This is a genomic window from Oceanospirillum sp. (assembly GCF_982874595.1).
Map to the genome: position 1 here is coordinate 78087 of NZ_CEYNZH010000003.1, position 20892 is coordinate 98978.

The window sequence follows — 20892 nt, forward strand, 5'->3', positions numbered from 1 at the left end:
ACCTATGACCAATTGGTTAAAAGCCAACTGCTCTACCGACTGAGCTAACGACCCACAACTCACTGACAATATAAACCATAGTTTAAAATCAGCAAGTTAGGAAAGTTGAATTGGTGGGTCGTATAGGATTCGAACCTATGACCAATTGGTTAAAAGCCAACTGCTCTACCGACTGAGCTAACGACCCATTCAACTTGGGGCGCATTATACGCAGCTTTTCAGGATGCGCAACCCCTTTTTTTAAACTCTTTTTCGTTTTTTATCAGAAACTTAATTCGAACGCTGGTTCTTATTTACGTTACGAATTGCACGGGTCTTTTTACGCTGTCGTTCGATACGGTCTCGGTTATCGATACTGTCGCGCACACGGCGCTTTTCCAGTCCCGCCATCTCAGACAGCTGATCAATTTCCTGCTGCGTCAGCTCGATCCACTCACCGGCACGGGCACGCTTATCCAGGAAGATACTGCCATAACGCACACGTTTCAGACGGCTTACGGTCAGCCCCTGAGACTCCCACAGACGACGAACCTCACGGTTGCGGCCTTCCATAATCACAACATGGAACCAGGTGTTGATACCTTCTCCGCCGAATTCCTGTACATCGGTGAAGTTCGCCATGCCATCTTCCAGCATCACACCTTCCACCATCGCCTTAACATGCTCAGGTTTCACATCACCCATCACACGTACCGCGTACTCACGCTCAATCTGCTGAGACGGGTGCATCAGGCGGTTCGCCAGTTCACCATCAGTGGTAAACAACAGCAGACCACTGGTGTTGATATCCAGACGACCAATGGAGATCCAACGCTCACCTTTCAGCTTCGGCAGACGATCAAATACGGTACGACGACCCTGCGGATCGTGACGGGTACACAACTCACCTTCCGGTTTGCTGTACATGATCACACGACGCGGTACTTCTTCTTCCGCCACCAGTTTCACCAGACGACCATGAACGGTCACGCGGTCGTTGATAGAAACACGGTCACCCAGTTTCGCCGTCTGGCCATTAATGGCCACTTCACCGGTCTCGATCAGGCGTTCCATTTCACGACGGGAACCCATACCGGTACGGGCCAGAACTTTTTGCAGTTTTTCAGTTTTTACTTCGTTGATATCTTTCACAGAATTAACCTTTTATTCACTATCCGGTATCGGTGGCTGTTCTTCCGCCGATACAACTTGTCTTGTTTCATCATCCGGTGCCGTTTCAGAAACCACACCCGCAGAATTGCTATCTTCGGCCCCTGCAGCATCTGGCACATCGACCTGCCCTGCCTTTTGGTTCATTCGTTCATCAAAACGCTGGCTCAGTTCCGAAAAAGTAAGAATCTCCGGCAGATTATCCAGATCCACATCTGAGCCTTCGCTCTCATCATCGTCATCTTCCTCGTTAGCAGTCAGCCCCTGAGCTTCCATTTCCGCCCGGGCCTCCTCCATCATCTGACGACGCTTCTCTTCCTGAGCGGCCAACATTCGGGCTTCTTCATCAGCAATCGCCTGCTGCTGCTCTTCCTGCATGCGGTCACCCAGTTCCCGAATCTCGTTCAGGGTCGGCAACGCATCCAGTGTTTTCAGATTAAAGTAATCCAGAAAATGTCGGGTGGTGGCGTACATCGCCGGACGACCCGGCACATCGCGGTAGCCCACAACACGCACCCACTCACGCTCCACCAGTGTCTTCATAATAGAACTACTGACACTGACACCACGAATCTCTTCAATATCCCCACGGGTTACCGGCTGGCGATAAGCGATCAGTGCTAAGGTTTCCAGCAGGGCACGGGAATACTTTTGCGGACGCTCCGTCCAGAGACGGGCGATACGTTTGGCATGTTCTTTACGGGCCTGAATACGCCAGCCACTGGCCACTTCAACCAGTTCAATACCACGACCCTGATAATCATCAGCCAGTTGGCGCAGAACATCCTTCAGCACACCTTTGGCAGGACGCTCAAAGTCATCAAACAACTCGGCGATCTGATCCAGCGCCAGCGGCTGATCCGATACCATCAATACCGCTTCAATAACGGGTTTCAGCTGCTCAGTTTTCATCCGTTACCTCTTCAGGGGCAGCGCCTTCAAAGGCGGCTCCATCATCCTCTTCAATATCGTCTTCCGTTTCGGCTTCGCTCTCTGTACCCGCCTCCGTCAGAATTCGGGAGCGGACATGAATCGGGCTGAAGGGTTCGTTCTGAACCAGTTCAATCGAGCGGGCTTTGATCAGTTCCATGATCGCCAGAAAGGTCACCACCACGCCCATGCGCCCCTCGTCCAGGGTAAAGAGACTTTCAAAGGGATAGAACCTGTCTTCGGTGAGCGATTCCAGAATCTGACTCATGCGCTCACGGGTCGACAGCGGCTCCATCTCAATATGGTGATGAGTCTGCAGCTCAGCCCGCTGAACCACCTGCGCCATCGCCATCAGAATCTCCTGAAGATCCACCTCCGGCGGCGCGCGGTACACCTCAAACTCAGGTGCAGCCAGCTGAACTGGGGTCACATCCCGCTCAACACGGGGCAGGGCATCCAGTTTTTCCGAGGCATCCTTTAACTGCTCGTACTCCTGCAGGCGGCGCAACAGCGTAGCCGTAGGATCCTCTTCATCCTCTTCTGTATCCTCATGATGCCGGGGCAACAGACTGCGGGATTTAATCTCCGCCAAAAGCGCGGCCATCACCAGATACTCACCGGCCAGTTCGATCTGTAGCTCGCGCATCAGATCCACATATTCCATGTACTGACGGGTGATCTCCGCAACATTGACACTGAGAATATCCAGATTCTGACGACGGATCAGATACAGCAGCAGATCCAGTGGGCCTTCAAAGGCTTCCAGAAAAACCCGCAGGGCTTCCGGTGGAATATAGAGATCCTGCGGCGGCTCGGTAACGGTTTCATCACCGATACGCGCCCAAAAATCCAGCTGTTCCGGTTCAACGGCTATAGACACAGGCTCAACACTCCCTGTTTAACGTTTACAGCCCTAACCCTCTGATGACAGACGGCAAAAAGCCTCAGCGGCTTAAGCTGATCATCATTCACAGGTGCTGAAAAAAAGTGTCTGTTGCAGTCAACCATCTCGGCCGTCTGTCTCCCGGTGATATGCCGCTTTGTCAGCCGAAGGTCGTTAAGGCTGAAAGGCAGATTGAAGAAGTAAATCTATAAATACGCAGCGCTGCATTCTAGCACACAAAAAGGCTCCGACCAGTTCATGTATTCAGCCTGATAATGAAAAAAACCCGTCACCAAAGATCCGCTGGCACGGGGCTTTTACGCATAAGGGAGATGCAAACCGGATATTTTTTACCAACAACGTCTGCTAACCGTTTGACCCTGCAGGAAAAAGTTTCGATCTATCGGCCAGCCTCAGGATTCAAATACGGTGACATCCCCTTTGCCCACACGGATGATCTCTGGTGGCATTTCACGAACATCCACCACAGAAGTCACTTCCATAGAACAGGCTCCACCATCAATGATCAGGTCCAGCGCGTGTTCCAGTACATCACGAATCTCATAGGGATCGGTCTGGGGATGCTCGTCTTCCGGCAGAATCAGGGTGGTACTCATAATCGGCTCACCCAAATGCTCCAGCAGCGCCAGCGTGATGGCGTGCTCAGGAATACGGACACCGATGGAGCGGCGCTTAGGATGCAGCAGCAGACGCGGTACTTCCGTCGTTGCATGCAGGATAAAGGTATAAGGTCCCGGCGTATGAGACTTCAGCAGCCGGTACAGGGTGTTATCCACCTTGGCATAGGTCGAGATATCTGACAGATCACCGCACACCAGTGTGAAGTTATGCTTCTGATCCAGCTGGCGGATACGCTTGATGCGTTCCACCGCTTTCTTGTCGCCCAGATGGCAACCCAGTGCGTAGCCGGAGTCCGTGGGATAGGCAATCACACCGCCTTTACGAATAATCTCAACCGCCTGACGGATCAGACGTTCCTGAGGATTATCCGGATGAATCTGAAAAAATTGGCTCATGGTCACATCCTCATCAATCGTTTCTTTGCTCTGAACTCTTATGCCTTGCGGGGCTGAACAGGCTCATCCTGCCACAACATCCAGACAGGGTTAACCGTCTCCGGCAGATGATTGGTTTTACCCGGCTTCTGCCACTGGTTCAGAAAATGGAAGTCACTACCAACACTGGCCGCCAGATCATACTCTTTTGCCAGCTGCGCCATATAGTTGGTCTGATCCCGGGACTGCTGAGAGCCGGAGACCACCTCCATCGCATCACCACCTGCGTCTTTAAAGGCTTTCAGCAGCGCGCGGCGTTTCATATTAGTCATTTTGTAGTGCAAAGGATGAGCCACGACAGCAACACCACCAGCGGCTTTAATCCACTCTACAGCTTTTTCCACCGTCGGCCAGAGGCTTTTCACATCGCCTTTCTTTCCGGCACCCAGATACTTCTTAAAGGCTTCCGGCATAGTTTCAACCACACCTTCATCCACCAGCACCTGAGCAAAGTGAGGACGGCCCAGCTCCGCACCTTTCGCCACCGCTTCAGCCTTTTGCAGAAAGTTTTCCACACCTAAAGAACTGAGTTTTTCGGCAATAATCTCCGCTCGTTTCTGACGCGCCGCCTGCTGCTCTTTCAGGCCATCTACCAAAACCGGATTATCGATATCCAGATTCAGACCAACAATATGTACATTGCAGCCACTCCAGGTGGTTGAGATCTCAACACCTGCGATCAGACCGATACCCGCAGCCTCAGCCGCCTGACGGGCTTCAGGAATACCCTGGACCGTATCATGATCCGTCAGCGACAGAGTGTGTACACCTTCGCTGGCAGCCAACTGTACCAGCTCAGTGGGCGATAAGCGCCCGTCAGAGCAGGTAGAATGGCTGTGCAGATCAAATCCGGACCAATATGCGTTCATGGAAAACCTTTTGCAGAAAAAACACTCAAAATATCTCAGTTCTGTCCCAATCTGATTTCCGGCTTATAAAGCACAGCAGGCAGACATCGAACAGACACTTATTTGGGGGCATCGCTGTAAAATAACAGCCCAACATGCGAAGATTGCCCAAACTTAAATCCCCGCGATGTTCTGACAGAACCCGGGAATATCTGCTTAACGTCATAATCGTTAAGCTCAATAACCGAGTATGAAAGACTCCGTCTGATAACACCATGAAATTACTCTTAGATTTTTTCCCGATCGCCATCTTCTTTGGGGTTTACCACTATACCAAGGATATGATTCTGGCTACCGCTGTTCTGATTCCGGCAACGATTATTCAGATCGCTATCTCCTGGTTTAAAACCCGGAAGATTGAAAAGATGCATATCGTCACCCTGGTGCTCATCATTGTCATGGGTGGCGCAACGGTACTACTGCAGGATAAAAGCTTTATTCAGTGGAAACCGACCGTGGTGAACTGGCTGTTTGCCGGTGCCTTTCTGGGCAGCTACGTGATCGGCAAGAAGCCACTGATCCAGCGTATGATGGAAAGCCAGATCAGCCTGCCCTCAGCTCAGTGGAACACCCTGAACGCCTACTGGATCATCTTTTTTCTGGCCATGGGTGGCATCAACATCGCTGTGTTCACCTTCTACAGTGAAGAGACCTGGGTAAACTTTAAGCTGTTCGGCATGCTGGGGCTGACACTGGCATTTATTATTATTCAGGGTATCTGGTTGGCAAAACATATTAAAACCGACGACGATGCTTCGGATAGCACGACTACCGACACCAGCAACAAAGAACTCCCTTAATTATTCTGAGCCGAATCCCAGAGATTCGGCCATCGCAAGAGACTGAGGAATACAATCCATGCTTTACGCATTTATCTGTCAGGACAAAGAAGGCACTCTGACCCAGCGTATGGAAGCCCGTCCGGCACACCTTGAGCGTCTGCAGAAACTGCAGGATGAAGGTCGCCTGATTCTGGCAGGCCCACACCCGGCTATCGACAGTAACGATCCCGGCGAAGCAGGCTTTACCGGTAGCCTTGTGGTCGCTGAGTTTGCATCTCTGGAAGATGCACAAAGCTGGGCTGATGCTGATCCTTACTTTGCGGCTGGTGTTTACGAGAAAGTAACCGTTAAGCCGTTCCGCAAGGTTCTGCCATAAACCGGCAATCGGCGGCTTCGCCTGAGCAGGAAAAAGCCCGTCAAAAAGGCGGTCAAAAATACTTTACAGAAGTCTGTTTTCTAACCGACTGAAAAAGCAGAAAATTCAAAAACGGGTTTGCAATTTGCGCCCGTTTTTGCATTCCGGGCCTTTGTTATAACTGCATGAATTTCTGACGATTTTTGACTTTTCCAACAGTTTCTGTGGATAACTTTGTGGATCTAAGCAGGATACCCAGCGCAAACGGTTGCACGGTATAGCAGAGCCTCAGATTGTCTATTTTTTAACCATTTTTATGATCATCACTTTCTCAGAATAAGCTAGTGTCGCTTTCTCAGGCAGCAGCACAAAATAGTTACTAACGGCACAGTTACCAACAGCGCAAACCTACCACATCCGGATCACACCTCTATGGCTAACAATCACTACCAGACCCTGAACCACGCCGAGCTTAACTGGGATGAAAACCAGCTGCCGATCTCTCAGGCTTTTGATGATGTTTATTTCTCTAAAGCCAGTGGTCTGGATGAAACCCGCTATGTCTTTCTGCAGCACAACCGTCTGACGGAACGCTGGCAGGATGCTGAGTTTAGCCAGCGTCCTTTTGTGATCGCCGAAACCGGATTCGGCACCGGCCTCAACTTCCTCTGCGCCTGGCAGGCGTTTGAACAGTTCGCCCCAAAAGATGCCCGCCTGCACTTTGTTTCTGTGGAAAAGTTTCCCCTGAGCTTTGATGACCTTAAGCAATCCCTCAATCTCTGGCCGGAACTGAAACCGCTGGCGGATCAGCTGATCGAGGCTTATCCCCTGCCGATCCCCGGCAGCCACCGCCGTCACTTTGATAATGGCCGTGTACAGTTGACCTTGCTGCAGGGGGATGCCAGCGAATGTTTTTCTGGCCTTGAAGCGACTATCGATGCCTGGTTTCTGGACGGCTTTGCACCGGCGAAAAACCCGGAGATGTGGACACCGGAGCTGTTTCAGGCGATCCGCCGTTTAAGCGATCACGGCACCACAGTGGCCACCTTTACCGCCGCCGGTATCGTGCGCAACGGTCTGAAAGCAGCCGGTTTTGAAGTGAAAAAGGTGAAGGGCTTTGGCCGCAAACGCCATATGGTTTGCGGTGAGCTGATTCTGGATGCCGAGGGCAACGCGGTGCAAAGCGTTAATCCGGCACCGGATGTGATTCCCGTAGAGCCTTTGCCGCTGGCAACCCCATGGCAGGAGACACCCTGGTTCCGCCTGCCTGAAAACAGCCGTCAGCAGAAGGCGCAACATATCGCCGTGATCGGTGCCGGTATCGCAGGCAGCACCACCGCCTTTGCACTGGCGCAGCAGGGCTTTCAGGTCAGCCTGATCGAACAGCACGACAGCGCAGGACAGGAAGGCTCCGGCAACCGTCAGGGTGTGCTCTATATTAAGCTGGGCACCGAACCCTCTGCCCACAGCCGTTTCTATCTGAGTGGCTTTGAGTTCTCACGCCACTATTTTACGGCCTTACAGAACCGGCTGGCTCAGACCGATTTTAGCCAGCTTATCTGGCAACCCTGTGGCGTGCTGCAGCTGGCTCATACCGAGAAAGAGGTGAAGCGCCAGCAGAGCTTTATGGCGCGTAATCAGTTCCCGGAGCAGCTGCTGCAGGCGGTGACCGCAGAACAGGCGTCTGAACTGAGCGGCACCACCCTGCACCAGAGCGGCCTCTGGTTTCCACAGGCAGGCTGGGCACGACCGAACCTAATCTGCCAGCATTTGAGCCAGCACGACCATATCCGTCTGATCACAGGTCAGTTTGTGGATAAGCTGCAGACGACGGAAACCGGCTGGCAGCTGCTGGATCAGACAGGTAACGAAATCTTAACCGCCGATCAGGTGGTGATCGCCTGTGCCGCCAGCGCCAAACACTTCGATCAGACCGCGTGGCTCCCCACCAAAGCGATTCGCGGCCAGACCACTTATCTGGCCACGCAACCCGAAACACCGGAACTGAACACCGTGATATGCCACGAGGGTTATATCGCCCCCGCCATCGACAATACCCTGTGTCTGGGTGCCAGCTTTAACCTGAAGGATGAAGAAACCGAACTGCGCGACAGCGACCAGCAGCACAACCTTGAGCTGATGCAGCAGACGATGCCGCAGTTTTCCGACCAGCTGGCCGCAACCGGAGTCGATACCGAAACGCTGAACGGCAAAGTGGGTTTCCGCTGCGCCAGCCCCGACTATGTGCCCCTGACCGGCCCGGTTCCAGTTTATGAGACGATGCTGGAGCGCTTTACCCTGCTGCGCCATGACGCCACGAAAGTGCCTGATGAGCTGCCACAATATTACGACGGTCTCTGGCTCAACACAGGGCACGGCTCCCGAGGCCTTGCCAGTGCGCCGCTGTGCGCTGAAGTGCTGGCCGGTTATATTGCCGGACAACCCATGCCGCTTGAGCGCGAACTGATCAACGCCCTGCAGCCCAGCCGCTTTATTATTCGCGGCCTGATTCGTGGTCGTCTGTAAGACCAAGTTATGACATCAGAAACAGGGACAGTCGCCATACAACTAGGGCTGATTGTTTTAGCCCTCGCCGCTGTACTGAGTATCCTGATCGGCAGCTTACGGGCGGGCATCTCCCCGATGCCCAGCTCCCGCAAAGCCCATAAGGCTGTCTTATCCCTGCTTGAGCAGAACAGAAACGTCGATAACGGACGCGGCCTGACCCTGATCGATTGTGGCTCCGGCTGGGGGCATCTGGTCTTCCAGCTCGCCCGCCGTTATCCCGAGGCGAAAGTGATCGGCTACGAACTCTCCTTTATCCCCTGGCTGGTCAGCCGTCTGCTAGGTCGCTTTTTGCTGTTAGATAACCTGATAATCTACCGGAAGAGTTTTATGGACAGGGATCTGCCGGTGCCTTTAGGTCAGGGTGATCTGCTTTTTACCTATCTCTACCCAAAAGGCATGGCAAAGCTTGCGGATCGTCTTAAGGAGCACGCTGCAAAGCGACCCGAAGCCAACATCCGGTCTCAGCAACTGATCAGCATCTGCTTTGCCCTGCCGGGGGTTGAAGCGGAAGAGCGGCAGATTCTGACGGATCTTTACCGAACTCATATCTACCGCTACGCACTGAATCGTTAGCCCCCGCAACAGGATTCAGCCTCAGACATCAAGAAAACGGATTGGCTTACCTTTTGGTTTACCCATAAGCCGTTCATCCCGAACCACCAGTTCGCCAGCAACAACCGTATGAATAGGCCAACCTGTTACGGTTTTACCATCGTAAGGACTCCAGCCGCTACGACTGGCAATCCAATCATTACGGATCACCCGCCGGGCCTTCAGATCGACCAGAGTCAGATCAGCATCATAACCCAGGGCGATACGCCCCTTACCCTCCATGCCAAAAATTCGGGCAGGTCCGGCACTGGTCAGATCCACCAGACGCTGAAGCGTAAGACGCCCGGCATTCACGTGATCCAACATCACCGGCAGCAAAGTCTGCACACCGGTCATACCACTGGGCGAATCCGGGTAAACACCAGCTTTCTCCTCACGGGTGTGGGGTGCATGATCACTGCCGATTACATCCACTACACCGCTGTTAATCCCTTGCCAGAGTGCATCCTGATGTCTTTTATCCCTGACCGGTGGGTTCATCTGAGCCAAACTACCTAACTGCTGATAACAATCAGGTGCCTGCATCGTCAGGTGATGCGGTGTTACCTCTACCGTAATTCGCCATTTATGATTGGCCAGAAAGGCGATCTCTTCCGCTGTAGACACATGCAGCACATGCAGGCGACGTCCGATATCTTCTGCCAGGGCTACAATACGCTGAGTTGCATGAAGAGCACTGGTGACATCACGCCAAAGCGGGTGAAGGCAAACATCCTGGCTCTCCTCAACAAGGTGTTTTCGTGCTCTGAGTCGGGCCTCATCTTCTGCGTGCACTGCCATTCGCCGACGCCCGTGCGTCAGAATACGGCGCAGAATGGTATCGTCATCGGCTAAAAGGTCACCGAAAGAGCTTCCCATAAAGACCTTAACCCCGGCACATCCCGGCAGGGTTTCCAGCTCGCTCAACTGTTCTGCATTAACCGCGGAGCCCCCAATGTAGAAGGCATAGTTACACCAGGCTTTCTCCTTTGCCGCATCCAGCTTAGCCTGCAGATCCTCCGCCCAAAGCGTCAGAGGATTGGTATTGGGCATCTCGAAAACAGAAGTGACTCCACCCAGCACAGCCCCAAGGGTGCCAGCCTCAATATCTTCTTTATGGGTCAGTCCCGGCTCACGAAAATGTACCTGACTATCCACCACACCCGGCAGCACGTGAAGTCCATCGGCCTGAATGACCGTATCGGCCTGCCACTTACCAGCCAACGGCCCAAGCGCGACGATACGACCATCGCGACAGGCTACATCGATTCGTTCGGCACCATTTGGAGTCATAACGCTGCCGCCACATATCAGAAGATCAGCTGAGCGGATTAGGGTTTCATCAGAAGTATCACAGTTCATTCCAGATCTTCCTGTAACCCTGAACGAGATCATTGTTAGTCCGGGCTACGTCTTCGGAAAACTCACTGGCCGAGACTGAAACCTGAGACAATTGTGAGAGATCGGTTTTAGCGCCGATCTGCATGCAGGACTGCACGTAAAAACCCGGGGGCAAGTGACAGTCATCCACAACAGCGTTGTGGCGGACGACACATTTGTCATCCACGGTGCAGTTAAAAAGCACACTGTTAAAACCGATAAAAACGCCACTGCCAACATTACAGGGGCCGTGAACAATAGCCCGGTGTGCGATAGAGGTACGCTGGCCTATGGTGACCGGAGCACCGGACTTGGAATGAATAACAACACCATCCTGAATATTGGAGTGAGCCCCGATAATAATCGGTTCAATATGCCCTTCGTTGTCCATCTCATCCGCTCTGATCACTGCATAAGGGCCGATAAAGACATTCTCTTCCACCACAACCAAACCACATAAAATAGCGGTCGGGTCCACAAATGAGCTGGGATGAACCACAGGTCGATCACCTCTGGGATTTTTTCGAATCATGAAATCTGTACCTCAGGTCAGGGATAGCAGGAGACTATGCGCTTTTGGTAAAAGCGACGGCATCGTGAGGATGCAGGCTTTCCAGATGCCGGACATGCACGGTCACGCCGGGATAGTCATCACGAAGCGCATGCTGTATGCGTCTGGCAGCATCTTCGACGTACATCAGATTCTGACCATTCAGCAAGGCAAATGCCTGCTCATCAGCCCGCTTCACAGCGGTTTGCACCGGTGTCGCCAGTGCCGCTTCGATGTGATCAATCAACCTCATCAGCCCCAGAGATTCCTGATCAGAAGGAATACCGATCTGAACACGGGCTTCACTGCGCTGGCTATGGGGTGTGGCATAGGTTCCGTGCTCTTCCAACCAGGCCGCTACGGATTCAGGGCTCACCTTACTGCCGGAAAAGGCCTCCCTGAAGTTTCGTGCGATCAGCTGGCGAGCCAGCGCAGCTGAACAGGGACAGGTGGATGAATAGTCCACCTGAACATCGGCTCTGAGGGAAAAAACACCCCGAACCAACAGAGCATTCAGCCTTACCGGATAAGCTTTCCAACCCGCCAGTTCCGGTGTGCTCAGCGCCGTTCTTCTGGCCAGCAGCTTAAACTCGATACCGAGGCGCGCACTGTCTGTGCCGCAATCCTGATGACTGGCGATCATCTGCTGAAGTAGTTGCCGGATTTCCAATGGATTCACCAGTGAGGTCTGAGCAAAAGAATCCAGCATCCGGTAGAGGCGGGACATATGAATTCCCTTAACCGTGACCGCGGGCAAATTAACCTGTGCATCCACTAAAGCGTGAACCGAACCAGCGCAACCGGCTTCTGACAACGCAAGCGGTATATCAATACCGCTCATGCCAACCCATTCCAGAGGTGAGTGAATATTTGATACTTGGTGACGTGCCACATCGGGCAGTTCCTGATTCATGCTATGCCTTAATTTTTCAGAGCAGCTTGTTTCGAACGATTAAAGGAATTCCGGATGATTAACAGCGATTAACGGCACTGTTCGAGGCTGGTCATCAGTCGTCTGAGTAGCTTGGTGTAGTGGCCTGACGCATCGTTAATATCGACACCCAGGGGATCCATGACACCCAGCGTTTTGACCTCTGTATCGCCAAAAATTGTATCCAGCATGCGAGGGTTGTATTGAGGTTCAGTGAAGGCGCAGCTTACATTTAGCGCTGCAACCCTGTTCTGGATTTCCCGGACCCGAGCCGGCCCCGGATCGGTTGCATCCAACAATGAGATCGCTCCTGCAGCAACCAGATTAAAACGACGCTCAAAATACTGGTAGGCATCATGGAAAACGATAAAGTTGATTGTTCCCAGTTTTTCCGCACGGACGGTAAGCTCTTCAATCAGTTGATCCAGCGAGGCCTTCAGTTTTGCCGCATTGGCCAGATACTGTTCGCGGTGATCCGGGTCTACACCGGACAACTCTCGCGCAATAATATCGGCCCAGACTTTCGCATTAACCGGATCTAACCAGGCATGGGGGTCATAGACACCATGATGATGATCGTGGTGATCTTCTGACTTGCCCTCATGATCGCCGGCTTCGTGATGCGCCTGTTCATCATGGTGTTCCTGCTCATCATGGTGCCCCTCATCGTTATGAGGTTCGTTGTCATCATGATGATGAGCTTCAAAGGTGGCCCCTTCTCTGAACCGATGACGAAGCGTCTCAGGCTGCTCCATTAAGGCGACCTTGCGTGCATCCGGAGACAAACTCTCCAGAGAGCCTTCCAGCCAGGGTGTCAGATCTTCACTGATCCAAAAAACCAGATCAGCCTCTGACAATGACCGTGCATCTGAGGGCCGTAGCGAGTAACGATGAGGAGACGCCTCTGGCTGAACCAGAAGCTCAGGTTTTCCGACACCTGCCATAACCTGAGTAACTAAAGAGTGTAAAGGAGCGATATCAGCAACAACTTTTGGGGATGAAGCCCATGAATTGAATGCCAGAAAGCTCAGCACAATGCCGGTATAAACGGATAAATGTCGCATTAACTTTTCCTTTGGAATATTTGGCTTAGACGTGACCTATTAAATGTTATGTTATAACATAACATTTGATTTGAATACCTGCCTGAACCCGGTAGCAGGCAGTTAATTCCAAACAAACATCATCCGCCAAACCTGATAAGGGTGCTTAATGCTGATCGAAGCCCGGAATCTCGACATACAAATTGGCCAGAAAGCTATTCTGCAGGGCATCAACCTGACGATCGAACAAGGCCAGATCATCACGATCATAGGCCCGAATGGTTCTGGAAAGTCCACGCTTCTCAAGGCTCTTATCGGAGCCCTGCCACCATCACAGGGGAAAATTATAAGATCCCCCAACCTGTCCATTGGCTACGTTCCCCAGCGGCTGCATATTGATCAGACACTCCCCTTAACCGTGAAGCGATTTCTGAATTTACCTCTCAAATTCTCCAGCGCACAGACCGAAGACGCAATCAGAGATGCGGGTATAGCGAGCTACATGAATCAGCAGATTCACAGCCTTTCCGGTGGACAGTTGCAGCGTGTTCTGCTCGCCAGGGCACTATTAAACAATCCGAATCTCTTACTGCTTGATGAACCAACACAGGGTCTGGATCGCAAGGGCACTGCCGATTTCTATCGTCGACTGGAGCTTCTGCGACAGAAATTAAACTGCGCCATCATCCTGGTGAGCCATGACTTGCTGGTGGTCATGCGTCAGTCAGATCGGGTGATCTGTATTAATGGACATATCTGCTGTCAGGGCGCACCGGAAGAGGTCGGCAGCTCGGAAGCATTTCGTGAACTCTTCGGCATTGAGGATGATGTCGATTCCCTTGCGCTCTACAAACACCATCCCTTAAATCAGACACAGGAAACCCGTCATGCTGGATGATTTTCTGATTCGGGCAGCTCTGGCAGGTATCGGAGTATCACTGGCAGCAGCCCCTCTGGGTTGCTTCATTGTATGGCGACGTATGGCGTACTTTGGCGATGCCACCGCACATGCCGCCATGCTGGGTGTGGCTTTGTCCCTGACCTTCTCCACCCCCATTTTTTCAGGCGTGCTTCTGGTCGCTCTTCTGATGGCGGTCAGCGTCTCACTTTTAAGTGGCCGAAGTTATGCCATGGATACTCTGTTGGGTGTCATGGCACACTCCGCGCTGGCCGTGGGACTGGTGGCCGTTTCTTTTTTGGATGGCATACGCATTGATTTAATGGCGTATCTGTTCGGCGATATTCTAGCGGTTGGTAAAACAGATCTGATCATTATCTGGGGCGGCGCTCTTCTCGTGCTACTCATGGTGGGCTACCGCTGGTCTTCAATTCTTCTGGCAACGCTTAACCCGGATCTGGCATTGGCAAGCGGCATTTCTCCCCGCCGGGAGCAACTGGTGCTGACACTCTCCCTGGCCATTGTGGTGGCTGTCGCGATCAAAGTGGTCGGTATTCTTTTAATCGCTTCACTGCTGATTATTCCTGCAGCGACCGCCCGCCCCTTCAGCCGAAACCCTGAAACCATGGCGATACTGGCCTGCGTCTTTGGCGTGATTGCCAATATCAGCGGCCTGGTATTTTCCTATCAGGCAGATTCCCCTACCGGGCCAACCATTGTGTGCGTGCTTGCTTTGCTATTCCTGACGTTGAACGCCCTGCCGCCACTGGGCAGTAAAATAGGCACGCTTTGGAGGCAACGTTCCTCCGGTCTGCAAACAACCCTCAGCTCTGAACCCCGCGGCAAGGACTCTCCTTCACCATGATTATCAAAGCAGCCCGGCACGTCACCCCAGCCCACAAAGCGCTCGCGCTTCTTGCCAGCCTGATCTTAGTACTTGGCACACTGCTGCCGACGGATCAGCCTCCGTCGCCCCGTATTCTGAGCACTGCAGGTTCTTCATTTGCCGACACCGTCAGCCAGACTCAAAAAGCCGATGTCCGAAATCCTCAGAACCCGACTATCTGGAAGGTCGAACCCGGGGATAATCTGACCTATATCTTTAAGAAAAACGATATTCCGGAAACGGAGCTGCAGAATATGATGCTGGCAGACACCCAGTTTCTGGACCTGGAAACTCTCCAACCGGGCATGGAGATCGGGCTGGACTTTAATGACAACGGCAAATTTTCCCGGCTAATCCTCTTTCGGGACCCCGCCAGAAGAATCATCTATACCCGTCAGGCAGACGGAAGCTACCAGCATCAGTCGGAAACGGAGAACACATACTGGGTATCAGAAGTTCATCGGGGAAGCATCAAAGGAAGCTTTTACCAGTCCGCACAGCAATCCGGTCTGAATGATGCGCAGATTGCAGATATCAGCCATCTGCTGAGTTACCAGCTTAATTTCAGAAGAGATCTTCGGGCCGGTGATCGTTTTAATATTGTAATAGCTCGCGAAATGATCAGTCAGCAATTCACGGGGAAAACAAAAATCGAAGCGATCTCATTAAAACGTCGCCACCAAACCCATTACGCTTTTCAGTTTAAAGATCACTTTTACGACAGGCAGGGGCTTAGCGTAACGCCCGCGTTTCTCCGGTGGCCAACCTTAAAACGCTACAGAATCAGCTCCCCGTTCAATAAAAACCGCTTACACCCCGTGACGGGTCGACGCGCGCCCCATAACGGTGTTGATCTGGCAACCCCGGTTGGCACCCCCATTGTGAGCACAGGGGATGGTGTTATCCGGCGCATTGGTAACCATCCGTTTGCCGGAAAGTACATCGATATCGACCATGGCGGAACACACACAACCCGATATTTGCACCTGCATCGCATCCTGGTAAAACGAGGCGCACGGGTAAAACGTGGGCAAAAAATTGCCCTATCGGGCAACACCGGTCGCAGTACCGGTCCTCATCTTCACTACGAGTTCCATATCAAGGGTCTTCCCGTAGACCCTGTCCGGGCTAAAATCCCGACAGCCGCCTCCGTCAAACAGCAGGACCGGCCTCTGTTTACACAGCAAGTTGAACAGCAAATGGCCGTACTGGAACACGCCTCAGATGTATCCGAGCTTCTGGCGCTGAAAACTGAGCAGTAATTTTAACGCAGCCCCCCAAATCCCGACGCTCTGGCAGGCCAGGATCTGCTGGCCCGCTTTTTGCTATTTGATAACCTGACGATCAACCGAAAGCGTTTTATGGGCAGGGATCTGCCGGTACCTCTTTAGGTCAGGATGAAATGACAGGCGACCGATTAATCCGTATCATCCTCCGCTTTGTTTTCGTTTCAGATAATACGTTTCAGTTTTTAGCGTCAGATTGATTCGTTCCAGAATCAAGTAACCGAACCTCAGTGTTCTCATAGACAAAACGCCAAGTCACCGGCAAGGATATTGACCCGTTATGAGCCATAAAAAAACACGTTTATTCATTGCCCGACACAATATTCTAATCGCAGTAGCTGCTCTGATGATCGCACTGGCCGCCCTGATTCCTTCCGGTAACGATACCGAACTGACACTACCCATTCTGACCTTCAGCAGTGACCGCAGCAATAATGCCACTGACAGCGATACCCCCTCAGCGCCAACAGCAGAACTCAATGACAATCTTTGGCAGGTCGAGCCCGGTGATAACCTCAGCTATATCTTCAAACAGAAGGGTGTTCCGGCAACCGAACTGCACCAGATTATGCTGACCGATACCGAGTACCTGGATCTGGAAACCCTGCGCCCCGGTATGCGTCTGGGCTTAGAATTTGCTGACAACGGTGATTTTCACCAGCTGACCCTGTATCAGGATGTCGCCCGTCAGATCACCTACACCCGTCAGGACGATGGCAGCTATCAGCATCAGGCTCAGACTGCCGAAACCTACTGGATCTCTGAGGTGCATCGTGGCCGTATCGAAGGCAGCTTTTACCTTTCCGCCCGTGAAGCCGGTCTGAGTGAAGGCCAGATCGCCCTCAGCAGCCAGCTACTGGGCTATAAACTGGATTTCCGTCGTGATCTGCGTGCCGGTGATCAGTTCACCGCAGTGATCAGCCGTGAAATGACCGGCAATGAGATTACCGGGCAAACCCGTGTTGAATCCCTGTCACTGAAACGCCGCAACAAGACCCATTACGCCTTCCGCTTTAAAGGTCATTACTACGACGAAAAAGGCAAAAGCGTGACACCAGCCTTTTTACGCTGGCCAACCCAAAAGCGTTATCGGATCAGCTCCTCATTTAATAAAAACCGTCTGCACCCGATTACCAAGCGCCGCCGACCTCACCACGGCGTCGATTTTGCCGTGATCACAGGCACCCCTGTGATCAGTACCGGTGACGGTATCGTGCGTCGGGTCGGTAACCACCCTTATGCGGGTAAATATATCGAGATCGACCACGGCGGCAGCTATACCACCCGTTATCTGCACCTGCATAAGATTCTGGCCAAGCGTGGCAGTCGGGTCAGCCGGGGTCAGAAGATCGCTCTGTCCGGTAATACCGGCCGCAGTACCGGCGCGCATCTGCACTTTGAACTGCATATCGATGGCAATCCGGTAAACCCGGTAACGGCGGATATCCCGACCGATGCCGCCGTGAAACGTAAGGATCTCGCCAGCTTTAACGACTGGCGGGAACATCAGTTAGCGGTGATGCGTGATGCCGCCAGTACTTCAGGCCTGCAGACGGCGCAGAACACCCGGCAGTTTTGATACCGGCCAGCGGGCAAAGATCATCACGTTGCCCAGCACCACCAGCCCAAAGCCCACCAGCGATAGCTCTGTCCACTGATAACCTTCATAGAAGGTGGAGATGGTCAGAGCAACCGCCGGGAACAGCACCGTACTGTAAGCGGCTTTATCCGCACCGATCCGCCCTACCAATATCAGATACGCGGTAAAACCGATCACCGTACCCGGAATCGCCAGATAGAGCAGCGAGCCGATATAGCGGGCTTCCCAGCTGAAGGTTAGCGGTACGCCCTGCACAAGAATAATCACAGTCATCATCAGCACGCCGTAAAACATACTCCAGGCGTTGGTCGTGGTGGTTTTCAGTCCCTTTTTCTGATGCCGTACCGAGACCATATTACCGCTGGAGAAGAACCAGGTGCCCAGCGCCGCAAGCCCCATCCCCAGAAGCACATCGGTATTCATCACGCCATCGGTCAGACCATCCGCTTCCAGCTCCGGCCAGAACAGCGCAGCCACACCGGCAAGCCCTAACAGAGAACCCAATACCGTGCGCAACGCCGGACGCAGGCCAAACCAGAGCCGGTTGTTAACCACATTCATCACCGTTGCCATGGAAAAGATCACAGATGCCAGACCACTGCTGATATAACCAGTGGCGGTGTAGATACAGAAGAAGTTAAAGCAGAACAGGCAGCAGCCCTGAATAAAGCAGAACAGATGATCGCTGCGCTCAATCTTCTGCAGACGGCGGCTTAACAGCAGCACCGCAAACAGCACCAGCGCCGCCAATGAAAAGCGGTAAAGAATCGAGGCCTGAACCGCCACCTCGCCCAGTTGTAGCTTGATCGCAATCCAGGTAGTGCCCCAGATCAGAACCGTCAGCAGATATAAGCCTGTGTTTACCATTAGAATTTACCCAAACAGGTGCGCACCAGTTGTTAAAGTGGCTAAGGTTGTAAAAGTGGTTAAGGGTGTTAAAGCGCGAGTATCTGCGATAAGACGGGCGGAAAATTGCAGATTGCTGCGCTTTTGTCAGATACTTGCGTTTTTTTATCGCAATACTGCGATTTTGCCGCAACAAGCCCTACCCAAGGCTTGCCTGCCCCTGGGGCCGCGAGTAGCATGTCCTGCCAGCAATCAGTTTTTTATAGGCTTTTTGTGTCCGACAAAATCACTCCAGACATGCTTTCTGCATCACAACCCGTCTTCCAGTGCCTGTCCAATACTCAGGCGCAACTGGAAAATCATACCGAGCTGAACAACGGTGCCAGTGCTGCCATCTGGCGTCGGGAAGAAAGTGATCTCACCCGCTATCAGCACCCCGGTCATCACACCCTGAGTTGTTATCTGGGTGGCGGTCATGCCATTCGTCGTTTATATGCCAACCGCACACAGGGCGGTGGTGGCCCCGGCCGTATCTGTCTGATGCCCGGAGACGGTGATTCCCACTGGGATGTAAACGGCCCGATCCACTTTATGCACCTCTACTTTTCAGAGCAGCAGCTGAAGGATCTGGCGGGTAGAATTCAGGACAGGGGCAGCGATCATCTGCAGCTGCAGGATATGACTTTTATGGAAGACAGCTGGATCAGCAGTCTGTGCCAGCAGGTGATACGCCCGCTGAACTGGCAGGACAACGCTGACCGCCTCGCCCTGAGCAGCGCCAGCGATATGCTGATGGTGCATCTGTTGAAGAACTATTGCGGGGATTATTCCACCCTGCCGGAGAGCAAGGGCGGCCTGTCACCGTATCTGCAGCGACAGCTATTGGAGTATATCGAACAGCATCTGGATCAGCCCCTGACACTGGAGGAGCTGGCGGCTTTTGCTCAACTGAGCGAATACCATTTTGCCCGTATGTTTAAGGTGAGCTTCGGGCAGGCACCGCATCAGTATGTGACTGAGCGGCGGTTAAACCGCGCTGCCGATCTGATACGGGACAAGCGTCTATCACTGGCAGAGATCGCCCTGCGCTGTGGATTCTCCAGCCAGAGCCATTTCAGTCAGCGATTTAAACAGTTTTATCATGTGACACCAGCTCAGTATCGGAAGGGGCATTGAGGATAGTCAGTTCTTTAAAAGAGGACTGATTAGCTTCAAGCAAATTCAGAGCAAGAGATAAGGAAATTCAAATGAAAACAGAACCCAGTGGCCGTATTTGGGAGGCTGCAGAACGATTCTTCAAGGCTGCTGAAGCTATCAGATGCAATGAGAAGATCAGTATCGAAGAACTCGCTTACCCTTTAATTGTTAACTACGCCTTCTTGTGTGAACTGAGCCTAAAAGCCGCTGAGTCAAAGATTAAACCTTCAGCTACCAATACCGAATCTGCAGTCCACGGGCATCAGCTAAAAACACTCTTTCATAATTTAAAACCTGATACTCAAAATTTTATTCAAACTGAATTTGAAAGTACTTCAGGCAGAGAATTACAGCCGCTACTTGATGAGTGTTCACGGTATTTCATCACTGGCCGCTACGAATTTGAGCAATCAGGTGGTTCCTACAACTTCTCTGGCATAAGAATATTAGCTAAATATCTATTATCAGCCGTCTTTGTTTATGGCCAGGGCAGATAACAAAGCAGGTCAATAATGATACCTAAGCTGTGCAATCATCAGCGCATCATCGGTAACTTTATAGATCATCCGGTGCTCATCAGTAAGGCGGCGTGACCAGTAGCCACCAAGAGCATGCTTTAATGGTTCCGGCTTACCGACACCGGCAAAAGGCTCCCGCTGAGTTTCTTTAATCAGCTTATTGATGCGGGCCAGCAGTTTTTTATCGGTTTTCTGCCAGTAGAGATAATCTTCCCAGCCCCTCTCTGAGAATAAGAGCTTCATTCCAAAAGCTCCCGTTCCTGACCTCCACCCTGTTCCAGCTCTGCAATAGATTCCAGCAGGCGACGGGCGTTATTGGGTGAGCGCAGCAGATAAGCCGTTTCCTGTAGGGATTCATAATCTTCCAGAGAAAGCATAACAACAGATTGAGCTTTGCTGCGGGTGATAATCACCGGCGAATGGTCTTCACAGACCGCATCCATTGTTTTTGCCAGATTAGATCGGGCAGAGGTGTAGCTGATAGCATCCATAATGATACTCCTGTACAGGATATT

The 20892-nt window shown here is 52.3% G+C and carries 22 protein-coding genes and 2 tRNA genes (1 of these 24 cut by a window edge); 10 read left to right on the forward strand and 14 right to left on the reverse strand.

Going from position 1 to position 20892, the window contains the following annotated elements; translation table 11 throughout:
• The 7 genes from AC4GL5_RS02470 to AC4GL5_RS02500 form a co-directional block, all read right to left on the reverse strand.
• A tRNA-Lys gene (locus tag AC4GL5_RS02470) sits at positions 1-54 on the reverse strand; it reaches 122 nt to the left of the window's first position.
• Between the two features lie 57 nt (positions 55-111).
• Positions 112-187 (reverse strand) — tRNA-Lys (locus AC4GL5_RS02475).
• A gap of 83 nt (positions 188-270) precedes the next feature.
• Positions 271-1071, reverse strand: coding sequence for a 23S rRNA pseudouridine(2605) synthase RluB (gene rluB, locus AC4GL5_RS02480; protein WP_490381272.1), 801 nt, complete (start codon positions 1069-1071; stop codon positions 271-273).
• Between the two features lie 72 nt (positions 1072-1143).
• Positions 1144-2061 carry an SMC-Scp complex subunit ScpB gene (gene scpB / locus AC4GL5_RS02485; protein WP_490381204.1) on the reverse strand — a complete coding sequence of 306 codons (918 nt, stop codon included), beginning with the start codon at positions 2059-2061 and terminating at the stop codon, positions 1144-1146.
• On the reverse strand, positions 2051-2959 hold the full coding sequence (locus AC4GL5_RS02490; RefSeq protein WP_490381205.1) for a segregation and condensation protein A: 909 nt from the start codon (positions 2957-2959) through the stop codon (positions 2051-2053). The genes scpB and AC4GL5_RS02490 overlap by 11 nt, the downstream gene beginning before the upstream one ends.
• A 416-nt stretch (positions 2960-3375) precedes the next feature.
• Positions 3376-3999, reverse strand: a complete 624-nt coding sequence (locus AC4GL5_RS02495; RefSeq protein WP_490381206.1) for an L-threonylcarbamoyladenylate synthase — start codon at positions 3997-3999, stop codon at positions 3376-3378.
• A gap of 38 nt (positions 4000-4037) precedes the next feature.
• A complete protein-coding gene (locus AC4GL5_RS02500) occupies positions 4038-4907 on the reverse strand; it encodes a PHP domain-containing protein (protein WP_490381207.1) in 870 nt (289 codons plus the stop codon).
• Positions 4908-5161: 254 nt separating this feature from the next.
• Here AC4GL5_RS02500 and AC4GL5_RS02505 point away from each other — a divergent pair, with 254 nt between their 5' ends.
• The 4 genes from AC4GL5_RS02505 to AC4GL5_RS02520 all read left to right on the forward strand — a co-directional run bounded on the left by AC4GL5_RS02505 (position 5162) and on the right by AC4GL5_RS02520 (position 9224).
• Positions 5162-5746, forward strand: a complete 585-nt coding sequence (locus tag AC4GL5_RS02505; RefSeq protein ID WP_490381208.1) for a septation protein A — start codon at positions 5162-5164, stop codon at positions 5744-5746.
• Between the two features lie 58 nt (positions 5747-5804).
• On the forward strand, positions 5805-6104 hold the full coding sequence (locus tag AC4GL5_RS02510; RefSeq protein ID WP_490381209.1) for a YciI family protein: 300 nt from the start codon (positions 5805-5807) through the stop codon (positions 6102-6104).
• A gap of 411 nt (positions 6105-6515) precedes the next feature.
• Positions 6516-8609, forward strand: a complete 2094-nt coding sequence (gene mnmC, locus AC4GL5_RS02515) for a bifunctional tRNA (5-methylaminomethyl-2-thiouridine)(34)-methyltransferase MnmC2/FAD-dependent 5-carboxymethylaminomethyl-2-thiouridine(34) oxidoreductase MnmC1 (RefSeq protein ID WP_490381210.1) — start codon at positions 6516-6518, stop codon at positions 8607-8609.
• Positions 8610-8618: 9 nt separating this feature from the next.
• Positions 8619-9224: a hypothetical protein gene (locus AC4GL5_RS02520; protein WP_490381211.1), complete on the forward strand. Its 606-nt coding sequence runs from the start codon at positions 8619-8621 to the stop codon at positions 9222-9224.
• 21 nt (positions 9225-9245) lie between these two features.
• On the opposite strand, the gene AC4GL5_RS02525 is transcribed toward AC4GL5_RS02520, so the two are convergent.
• The 4 genes from AC4GL5_RS02525 to AC4GL5_RS02540 all read right to left on the reverse strand — a co-directional run bounded on the left by AC4GL5_RS02525 (position 9246) and on the right by AC4GL5_RS02540 (position 13167).
• On the reverse strand, positions 9246-10604 hold the full coding sequence (locus AC4GL5_RS02525; protein ID WP_490381212.1) for a dihydroorotase: 1359 nt from the start codon (positions 10602-10604) through the stop codon (positions 9246-9248).
• Complete coding sequence (locus tag AC4GL5_RS02530; RefSeq protein ID WP_490381213.1) at positions 10594-11154, reverse strand: gamma carbonic anhydrase family protein; 561 nt, start codon at positions 11152-11154, stop codon at positions 10594-10596. Before AC4GL5_RS02530 ends, AC4GL5_RS02525 begins: the two co-directional genes overlap by 11 nt.
• A gap of 34 nt (positions 11155-11188) precedes the next feature.
• Positions 11189-12085 carry a GTP cyclohydrolase FolE2 gene (gene folE2, locus AC4GL5_RS02535; protein ID WP_490381214.1) on the reverse strand — a complete coding sequence of 299 codons (897 nt, stop codon included), beginning with the start codon at positions 12083-12085 and terminating at the stop codon, positions 11189-11191.
• A gap of 68 nt (positions 12086-12153) precedes the next feature.
• Positions 12154-13167, reverse strand: a complete 1014-nt coding sequence (locus AC4GL5_RS02540; protein WP_490381215.1) for a zinc ABC transporter substrate-binding protein — start codon at positions 13165-13167, stop codon at positions 12154-12156.
• A 148-nt stretch (positions 13168-13315) separates the two neighbouring features.
• Between AC4GL5_RS02540 and AC4GL5_RS02545 the strand changes: the two genes are divergently transcribed.
• From AC4GL5_RS02545 to AC4GL5_RS02560, 4 genes are all read left to right on the forward strand, one after another.
• Positions 13316-14044: a metal ABC transporter ATP-binding protein gene (locus AC4GL5_RS02545; protein ID WP_490381216.1), complete on the forward strand. Its 729-nt coding sequence runs from the start codon at positions 13316-13318 to the stop codon at positions 14042-14044.
• Positions 14034-14909, forward strand: coding sequence for a metal ABC transporter permease (locus AC4GL5_RS02550; protein WP_490381217.1), 876 nt, complete (start codon positions 14034-14036; stop codon positions 14907-14909). The genes AC4GL5_RS02545 and AC4GL5_RS02550 overlap by 11 nt, the downstream gene beginning before the upstream one ends.
• On the forward strand, positions 14906-16192 hold the full coding sequence (locus AC4GL5_RS02555; protein ID WP_490381218.1) for a peptidoglycan DD-metalloendopeptidase family protein: 1287 nt from the start codon (positions 14906-14908) through the stop codon (positions 16190-16192). Before AC4GL5_RS02550 ends, AC4GL5_RS02555 begins: the two co-directional genes overlap by 4 nt.
• Positions 16193-16496: 304 nt before the next feature.
• Entirely contained in the window at positions 16497-17795 is a 1299-nt protein-coding gene (locus AC4GL5_RS02560) for a peptidoglycan DD-metalloendopeptidase family protein (protein WP_490381219.1), read from the forward strand.
• On the opposite strand, the gene AC4GL5_RS02565 is transcribed toward AC4GL5_RS02560, so the two are convergent.
• A complete protein-coding gene (locus AC4GL5_RS02565; RefSeq protein WP_490381220.1) occupies positions 17757-18683 on the reverse strand; it encodes a DMT family transporter in 927 nt (308 codons plus the stop codon). The genes AC4GL5_RS02560 and AC4GL5_RS02565 overlap by 39 nt on opposite strands.
• A gap of 252 nt (positions 18684-18935) precedes the next feature.
• On the opposite strand from AC4GL5_RS02565, the gene AC4GL5_RS02570 reads away from it, so the two are divergent.
• Together AC4GL5_RS02570 and AC4GL5_RS02575 are read left to right on the forward strand one after the other, a co-directional pair.
• Positions 18936-19838 carry an AraC family transcriptional regulator gene (locus AC4GL5_RS02570; protein ID WP_490381221.1) on the forward strand — a complete coding sequence of 301 codons (903 nt, stop codon included), beginning with the start codon at positions 18936-18938 and terminating at the stop codon, positions 19836-19838.
• Between the two features lie 71 nt (positions 19839-19909).
• Positions 19910-20356: a HEPN domain-containing protein gene (locus tag AC4GL5_RS02575; RefSeq protein WP_490381222.1), complete on the forward strand. Its 447-nt coding sequence runs from the start codon at positions 19910-19912 to the stop codon at positions 20354-20356.
• Positions 20357-20365: 9 nt separating this feature from the next.
• On the opposite strand, the gene AC4GL5_RS02580 is transcribed toward AC4GL5_RS02575, so the two are convergent.
• Positions 20366-20620, reverse strand: coding sequence for a Txe/YoeB family addiction module toxin (locus tag AC4GL5_RS02580; RefSeq protein WP_028304809.1), 255 nt, complete (start codon positions 20618-20620; stop codon positions 20366-20368).
• Positions 20617-20868 (reverse strand): type II toxin-antitoxin system Phd/YefM family antitoxin, encoded by a 252-nt coding sequence (locus tag AC4GL5_RS02585; RefSeq protein ID WP_028304808.1) that lies wholly within the window; start codon positions 20866-20868, stop codon positions 20617-20619. Before AC4GL5_RS02585 ends, AC4GL5_RS02580 begins: the two co-directional genes overlap by 4 nt.
• Between the last annotated feature and the right edge of the window lie 24 nt (positions 20869-20892).